Annotated in this window: 7 protein-coding genes; 1 reads left to right on the forward strand and 6 read right to left on the reverse strand. The window is 71.5% G+C overall.

Annotation, left to right across the window (positions count from 1 at the left end):
* Positions 1-208: 208 nt before the first annotated feature.
* From astB to J5F18_RS18650, 5 genes are read right to left on the reverse strand one after another with little or no spacing between them, the layout of a single operon-like run.
* Complete coding sequence (gene astB, locus J5F18_RS18630; protein ID WP_346300014.1) at positions 209-1,576, reverse strand: N-succinylarginine dihydrolase; 1,368 nt, start codon at positions 1,574-1,576, stop codon at positions 209-211.
* Positions 1,573-3,042 (reverse strand): succinylglutamate-semialdehyde dehydrogenase, encoded by a 1,470-nt coding sequence (gene astD, locus J5F18_RS18635; RefSeq protein ID WP_346300015.1) that lies wholly within the window; start codon positions 3,040-3,042, stop codon positions 1,573-1,575. The genes astB and astD overlap by 4 nt, the downstream gene beginning before the upstream one ends.
* Positions 3,042-4,088: an arginine N-succinyltransferase gene (astA, locus tag J5F18_RS18640; protein ID WP_346300016.1), complete on the reverse strand. Its 1,047-nt coding sequence runs from the start codon at positions 4,086-4,088 to the stop codon at positions 3,042-3,044. Before astA ends, astD begins: the two co-directional genes overlap by 1 nt.
* Positions 4,088-5,176, reverse strand: a complete 1,089-nt coding sequence (locus tag J5F18_RS18645; RefSeq protein WP_346300017.1) for an arginine N-succinyltransferase — start codon at positions 5,174-5,176, stop codon at positions 4,088-4,090. The genes astA and J5F18_RS18645 overlap by 1 nt, the downstream gene beginning before the upstream one ends.
* 32 nt (positions 5,177-5,208) lie before the next feature.
* Positions 5,209-6,423, reverse strand: coding sequence for an aspartate aminotransferase family protein (locus J5F18_RS18650; protein ID WP_346300018.1), 1,215 nt, complete (start codon positions 6,421-6,423; stop codon positions 5,209-5,211).
* 140 nt (positions 6,424-6,563) lie between these two features.
* Between J5F18_RS18650 and J5F18_RS18655 the strand changes: the two genes are divergently transcribed.
* Positions 6,564-7,223 (forward strand): class I SAM-dependent methyltransferase, encoded by a 660-nt coding sequence (locus J5F18_RS18655; protein ID WP_346300019.1) that lies wholly within the window; start codon positions 6,564-6,566, stop codon positions 7,221-7,223.
* Here the strand turns inward: J5F18_RS18655 and J5F18_RS18660 are convergent.
* On the reverse strand, positions 7,195-7,581 hold a 387-nt coding region (locus tag J5F18_RS18660; RefSeq protein WP_346300020.1), incomplete at its 5' end, for a helix-turn-helix domain-containing protein. The genes J5F18_RS18655 and J5F18_RS18660 overlap by 29 nt on opposite strands.

Genomic DNA, 7,581 nt, shown 5'->3' on the forward strand with positions numbered 1-7,581 from the left:
CCGCCACGAAGCCCTGCCGCTCGACGGCCAGCCGATAGGCCCCCAGGGGGGTCAGCGCCGTCATGTCTCCTCCTGCCGTTCGCTATTCCGACGTTCCATCCTCTCCTCGCTGCATTGCCATATCGGCCCCCGAGTGTGCCACAGCGTGCTAACAGAATGCCCCCGCCCCGCCTGCTGGCGAGCCGGGGGCTCGACCGGGGTCGCGGTGTCAGCCCAGCTGGAAGGGGTAGACGCTTCCGAGTGCGAGGATCCCCGTCAGCTCGTCCAGCGCCTGGCGCGTCTCCTCGGCCAGCTGGGGGTCGGCGAGTTCCTCCGGCGCCAGGCGGTCGCGGTAGTGGCGCCCCACCCAGGCGACGAGCTCGCCATGCAGGGCGTCGTCGAGCAGCACCCGCCCGGAGAACGCGGCGCGCTCCTCGGCACTGAGCACCACCCGCAGGCGCAGGCAGGCGGGACCGCCGCCGTTGCGCATGCTCTGCTTGACGTCCTTCACCACCACCTCGGCGATGGGGTTGGGGCCCGCCAGCAGGTGGTCCTGAATCGTGCGCCACACGCTCTCGCGCTCCTGGCACTCGCCGGGAACCACCAGGGTCATAGAGCCGTCGCGGTTGGAGAGGAGTTGGGAGTTGAAGAGATAGGAGCCGACCGCATCGGCGAGGCTCACCGCCTCGGCCGGCACCCGGACCGGGATCAGCGGGGTGGCCAGCCTGGCCCGCAGCTCGTCGAGTACCGCCGCCTCGTCCAGGAAGGCCATCTCGTGGTAGAGCAGCACCGGGCCGTTGCCCACCGCGATGACGTCGTTGTGGAAGACCCCGGCATCGATGGCCTCGGGGTGCTGTTGGGCGAATACCCGCTGGTGGTCGGCCAGGCCGTGCTGGCGGGCCACCGCCTGGCTCGCCTCCAGGGTCTGGCGCGCCGGGAAGCGCTTCGGCGCCGGGGCGATCTCGTTGTCCCAGCCGAAGGCCTTTCGGCCATAGACATAGAGGTGCACGCCGGGTTCGCCGTGATCGCCGGCCAGCCGGGTGTGGTTGGCCGCCCCCTCGTCGGAGAAGGCCGGGGTGGCGGGCAGCGCCGGGTGATGGGCGAAGCGGGATGGGTCGTGGAAGATCGCCGCCAGCACCCGGGCCGTGGTGGCCGGCTCCAGGAAGCGGTGGAAGCTCGACTGCAGGTTGGCCGGCGTGAGGTGAACCCGGCCGTCCGGGGCATCCAGGCTCGGCGTCACCGTGGCGGCGTTGGCGGTCCACATGCTCGAGGCGGAGCAGACCGCCCGCAGCAGCTGTGGGGCCTCGCCGGCGGCCCGCGCCAGCACCCGCTCATCGCTGCCGGAGAAGCCCAGGGCGCGCAGCGCGCCGAGGTCCGGGCGCTGCTGGGGCGGCAGCACCCCCTGGGGGTAGCCCATCTCCATCAGCGCCTTCATCTTGGCCAGCCCCTGCAGGGCGGCCTCCCGGGGGTTGGCGACCAGGCCACCGTGGGTCATGGAGGCCACATTGCCCAGCGCCAGGCCCGCGTAGTTGTGGGTCGGGCCCACCAGGCCGTCGAAGTTGACCTCGCGGTAATCACCGTTGCGCAATTCGCTCACAGGTTCACCCCCGGCGGCAGCTGGTCGGGGAGGTGCAGGTCATCGCTCTCCATGGAGGCCACCGGATAGGCGCAGTAGTCCGCCGCATAGTAGGCGCTGGGGCGGTGGTTGCCGCTCTCCCCCACCCCGCCGAAGGGCGCATCCCCGGAGGCGCCGGTGGTCTGGCGGTTCCAGTTGACGATGCCGGCGCGGATGCGCAGCAGGAAGTCGTCCCAGTCGGTGCGCTCGCCGCCGATCAGCCCGGCGGCGAGGCCATAGCGGGTGTCGTTCGCCAGGGCAATCGCCTCCTCCCAGTCGCGGTAGCGATGGACCTTGAGCAGCGGACCGAAGTACTCCTCGTCGGGCACCGGAAGGCCGGTGACGTCGATCAGGCCCGGCGACAGCAGGCTGGTGTCCGCCTCGAGGCGCTCCATGCGGGCGAGCACCGTGCCGCCGAGCTCCTCCAGGGCCGCCTGGGCCTCGAGCAGCCCGTCGGCCGCCGCCACGCTGACCAGGCCGCCGTAGAAGGGCGCAGGCTCGCTGAACGGGTCGGCCACGCGCAGCCGCGAGATGGCGTCACTGAGCGCATCGAGGAGGTGATCCCCCACCGGCCCCTCGGGCACGATCAGCCGCCGGGCGCAGGTGCAGCGCTGCCCTCCGGAGAGGTAGGCGGACTGCAGGATGGTCAGCACCGCGGCGTCCTGGTCGGGCACGTCCTTGATCACCAGGGGGTTGTTGCCCCCCAGTTCCAGGGCCAGGATCTTGTCCAGCTGCCCCGCGAACTGGCGGTGCAGCAGCCCACCCACCCGGGCGCTGCCGGTGAACAGCAGGCCGTCGATGTCGGGGTCCGCGGCCAGCGCCTGGCCGGTCTCGGCGGCGCCCTGCACCAGGTTGATCACCCCGGCGGGAAGCCCCGCCTCCAGCCAGCACTGCAGGGTCAGGTCGGCGGTCAGCGGGGCCTGCTCGCTGGGCTTGAAGACCAGGGTGTTGCCGGCCAGCAGCGCCGGCACCAGATGGCCGTTGGGCAGGTGGCCGGGGAAGTTGTAGGGGCCGAACACCGCCATCACACCGTGGGGGCGATGGCGCAGCACGGACCGGGCGTCGCCCAGGTCACGCTCCCGTTCGCCGGTGCGCTCCTGGTGGGCGCGCAGCGAGATCGCCACCTTGCCGATCATGGCACCGACCTCGGTGCGCGACTCCCACAGCGGCTTGCCGGTCTCATGGGCAATGGCCGCCGCCAGGTCATCGCGGTGGCGCTCCAGCACCTCGCGGAAGCGCTCCACCAGCGCCTGGCGCTCGGCCAGAGGGGTGCGCGCCCAGCCGGGGAAGGCCTCCCGGGCGGCCGCCACCGCGGCGGCCACCTGGGCAGGGCTGGCGGCGCGCCCTTCCCAGAGGCGCTCGCGGGAGACCGGGTCGTGCTTGGTGAAGGTCTCGCCCTCCCCGGTCTGCCAGATGCCGCCCACCAGCAGCTGTCGTCTCGCCTTCATCAGCCTTCCTCCTCGCTGTCCAGGATGCGCAGGGTGGCGCCCGCCGCCACCTCGAGGCGGGCCGCCTCGCCGGGCGAGAGCCGGAGCACCCCCGCCTCGTCGGGGCCGCGACCCACCCAGGCGGCGCGGAAGTCGGCCATCCCGGTGGTGGCAGCGAGCCAGCGCTGCCGCGCGCCGGCCTCGCCCAGCCCCGGGTCAACCTCGGCCCGACAGTGCCGGGAGAGGCGAACGCCGCGCACGTCGTCGATGTAGGCCTCGACGGTCGGGCCGCCGTCGAAGATGTCGATGTAGCCCTCCCAGCGCAGCCCCTCCTTCTTGAGCATGGCCAGGGCCGGGCGGGTCTGCTCGTGGACCCGCCCGATGCAGGCCAGCGCGTCCTCCGAAAGGAAAGGCGTATAAATCGGATACTTGGGCATCAGCTCGCCGATAAAGCTCTTCTGGCCCAGCCCGGTGAGGCGGTCGGCCTCGTCGAAGTCCAGTGGGAAGAAGTGGCTGCCCAGGCAGTGCCAGAAGGGGCTGCGGCCGTGTTCGTCGAAGACCCCGCGCATCTCCGCCAGCACCTTGTCGGGGAACCGGTCGCGGAACTCCGCCATGAACAGCCAGCGCATCATGGAGAGCAGCGCGCCGTTGCGCTGCGCGCGCCGATCGCCGCCGCGGTACGCGGGGCGCAGGAACAGCGAGGCCACCTCGGCGTCACCGGTGTGGTCGGAGCAGAGGAACAGGGTGTCGATGGTGCGGTGAAGGTCGAGCTGCACCGAGGAGTGGGCCAGCGTCCCCAGCCGGTAGTGGTAGAAGGGCACCTCGCGCCCCACCTGCCCCTCGATGGCGCAGCAGCCGGCCAGGTGGCCTGTGGCCTCGTCCTCCAGTACGAAGAAGTAGCTGCGACGGTCCACCGGCCGACGCTCCTCGAAGGCGTCCAGGGTGGCGGCGATCTTGGCGGCCAGGAAGTCGCGATTGTCGGGCAGCGAGGTAAAGCCCACGCCAGTCTCCCGGGCAAGGGCCTGCAGTTCGTCCAGGTCCCCTTCGGCGATGGGTCGAATGCGCATCACAGCTCTCCCTCGTCATAGCCCGGGTCGGGCGCCTCGGCGCCGCCGTCGTCCAGACCGGGCAGCGAGAGCGGTGCGGCCAGCACCGCGCGCCCCTCCTCGACGCCCAGTCGCTCGGCATGCTCCGGCGAGAGCATCAGCTGGCCGGTGGGCGACAGCGCATAGCGGCCCACCACGCAGCAGAATCCCTCGCGCCGCTGGTTGGCCACCATGGCCGGCTCGGCGTCCGGCAGCGCCTGGACGGGGCGAATGCGCACCGGGTGCCAGGCGGCCCGGCGAACGGTCTGCAGCCGCTCGCGCTCGGCCTTGATTACCGGGCCGGCATCGAAGATGTCCACGTGCCGGGAGCGCAGGAAGCCCTCGGCGAGCATCTCGGCCAGCGCCCCCTCATGGTCGGGATGCTCGCGCCCGATGGCGGCCCGAGCCTGGGGAGTCAGCAGCGGCAGGTAGAGGGGAAACTGCGGCATCACCTCGGCGATGAAGCTCTTCGAACGGATCCCGGCCAGGCTGTTGATCTCCTGGTAATCGCGCATGAAGAAGTGCTGTCCCACGCTGTTCCAGAACGGCGACTCGCCGCCGGCATCCAGGTAGCCGGGAAAGGCCATGGCCAGGATGCCGGCGAAGCGCTCGGGGTACTGGGCGATGAACATCAAGCGGGCGCGACGCAGCAGGCTCTCGGCGCTGGTGCCCCGGTAGCGGGGGTCCAGCGAATAGGCGCACAGGAGGCTCGCCTCCGACACCTCGTGGGAGAGCGCCAGGGTCTGCACCTCGCGGCGCACGTTGAGCTGCTGGGAGGCGTGGATCAGCGTCTCCTGGCGATAGGTGTAGTAGGCGTCCCGGGCGCCGGCCTGGGCGCGCACCGTGGCGGTGCCCACCACCTCGCCGCGCTCCCGGTCCTCGAGCACGAAGGTGTAGTGCTCGTCGCCGGGGAAGGCCACCTCGGCGGCGAAGGCCTGTCGCGATCGAGCGATCCGCTCCTCGAGGCGATCGCGGTGGGGCGGCAGGTTGGTCAGCTGCGGCACGGCATCCGAGGCCAGCCGCTCCAGGGCCGGCAGGTCGGCGGGCAGGACGGGGCGGACGAGCAGCATGGCGGGATCTCCGTGGGCGCCGGCGGGCCGGCTCACTGGTCGGCCACCAGCCGCGCCACGGCGCGCTCCAGCCGCGCCATGCCCTCGGCGATATCGGCCTCCGGGATCACCAGCGAGGGGGCCAGGCGCAGTACGCTGGGGCCGGCCACCAGCGCCATCAGCCCCTCCTCCACGGCCAACGGGAGGATCTCGGCGGCGCGCCCCTCGTAGTCGGCCGACATCACCGCGCCGATCAGCAGGCCCATGCCGCGGATCTCGCCGAACACGCCGTGCTTCTCGTTGATCGCCTCCAGATGCTGACGGAACAGCGCATGGCGGCGCTTCACCCCCTCCAGCACCTCGGGGGTATCGATAAACTCCACCGCCGCCAGGGCCACCGCCGAGGCCAGCGGGTTGCCGCCGTAGGTGGAGCCGTGGGTGCCGAAGGCGAAGGCCGGGGCCACCCGGTCGGTGGTCAGCATCGCGCCCACCGGGAAGCCTCCGCCGAGCGCCTTGGCGCTGGTCAGGATATCCGGGGTCACGCCGAGCTGCTGGTAGGCGAAGAGGGTCCCGGAGCGGCCCACCCCGGTCTGTACCTCGTCGAAGATCAGCAGCGCATCGTGGGCGTCGCACAGCGCGCGCAGGCCGGCCAGGAACTCGGGGTCGCCCGGCAGCACGCCGCCCTCGCCCTGCATCGGTTCCACCATCACCGCACAGGTGTCGTCGTCGATCAGCTCGCGCACGCTGTCGAGGTTGTTGTACTCGCCGTGGACGATGCCGCCGGGCACCGGCCCGAAGCCCTGGGCGTACTTGGGCTGCCCCCCCACGCTGACGGTGAAGAAGGTGCGCCCGTGGAAGGCCTGGGTGAAGGAGACGATGCGGTTCTTGTGCTCGCTAAAGTGGTCATGGGCCCAGCGGCGGGCCAGCTTGAGGGCCGCCTCGTTGGCCTCGGCGCCCGAGGAGCAGAGGAACACCTTGTCGGCGAAGGTGCGCTCCACCAGCGCCCGGGCGAGCTTGAGGGCCGGCTCGTTGGTATAGACGTTGGAGACGTGCCAGAGCTTGCCGGCCTGCTCGGTCAGCGCATCCACCAGCACCGGATGGCAGTGCCCCAGCCCGTTGACGGCGATGCCGCCGGCGAAGTCGATGTACTCGCGCCCCTCCTGGTCCCACAGGCGGCTGCCCTCGCCGCGCACCGGAATCGCCTGCTGGGGAGCATAGTTGGGCACCATGAAGCGGTCGAAGTCGGCGCGGGTCGGGGTCTGGCTCATGTCGCTTGTCCTTTGCGTAGGGGGATTCGTGGCAGATACCCCACCGAGTATAGGGAGTCGCCCTCCCGGATGCTTTCATCGATGGGACAGGGAGTTGTGAAAAAGGCTAGCCTGAGGTCGATGCCTCGAAGGATCCGCCCATGTTCAACACCACCGCCTGGAACCGCCTGCGCTATAGCCTCTATGCGCCGCTCTACGACATCGTGGCCGAACGCGCCTTTCGCCGGGCGCGGCGCCTGTCGCTCGACCAGGTGACCTGGCAGCCGGGGATACGGGTGCTGCTGGTGGGCGCCGGGACCGGTCTGGACCTCCCCTGGCTGCCGCGGGACGTGGAGCTGCATGCCACCGACCTCGCCCCGGCCATGGTGAGGCGCATCGCGCGGCGGGCCGAGGCGCTCGGCATGGACGTCCAGGCGGCGGAGATGGACGCCGAGGCGCTGGCCTTCCCCGACGCCCACTTCGACGTGGTGGTGATGCACCTGATCCTGGCGGTGATGCCCGACCCGGCCCGCGGCCTGGCCGAGGCCCGCCGCGTCCTGCGGGACGACGGCCAGCTCTGCGTGATGGACAAGTTCCAGGCCGACGACCACCCCGCCGGCGTCGCGCGCCGCGCCCTCAACGCCCTCACCTCGGCCATCGCCACCGATATCACCCGCCAGGCCCGGCCACTGCTGGAGGGCGCAGGCTTTACCATCGAGCAGGACACCCCGGTGATGCTGGGCGCGCTGTTCCGCGCCCTGCTGGCGCGGCCCGACACAGCCACGCTGACGGTCAGCCCAGGCGCTCCTCCCGGGGGGTGACCCCGAAGTGGTTGCGATAGGCAGTGGAGAAGTGCGCCGCCGAGGAGAAGCCGGTGAGCAGCGCCACCTCCCCCGCCGGCCGCTCGCTCTCGCGCAGCAGGCGCCGGGCCCGCTGCAGGCGCAGGTCCAGGTAGTAGCGGCTTGGCACCGCCTGAAGGTGCTTCTTGAACAGTCGCTCCAGCTGACGCCGCGACAGGCCCAGGTGCTCGGCCAGGTCGGCGGTGGTCAGCGGCTCGTCGATATTCGCCGCCATCAGCGCCAGGGCGTCGCGCAGGCTTTCCGGCAACTCCGCCGAGCGCGGCGGGGCCTGGGGCTCACTGCCCAGGCGCACCCGCTCCAGCACGAAGTGGGCCGACAC

This window comes from Halomonas sp. BM-2019 (genome assembly GCF_017584085.1).

Coding starts and splice junctions, on each gene's coding strand:
- astD (WP_346300015.1), bottom strand. CDS start 3,042: ATGAAGGCGAGACGACAGCTGCTGGTGGGCGGCATCTGGCAGACCGGG.
- astA (WP_346300016.1), bottom strand. CDS start 4,088: ATGCGCATTCGACCCATCGCCGAAGGGGACCTGGACGAACTGCAGGCC.
- J5F18_RS18645 (WP_346300017.1), bottom strand. CDS start 5,176: ATGCTGCTCGTCCGCCCCGTCCTGCCCGCCGACCTGCCGGCCCTGGAG.
- J5F18_RS18650 (WP_346300018.1), bottom strand. CDS start 6,423: ATGAGCCAGACCCCGACCCGCGCCGACTTCGACCGCTTCATGGTGCCC.
- J5F18_RS18655 (WP_346300019.1), top strand. CDS start 6,564: ATGTTCAACACCACCGCCTGGAACCGCCTGCGCTATAGCCTCTATGCG.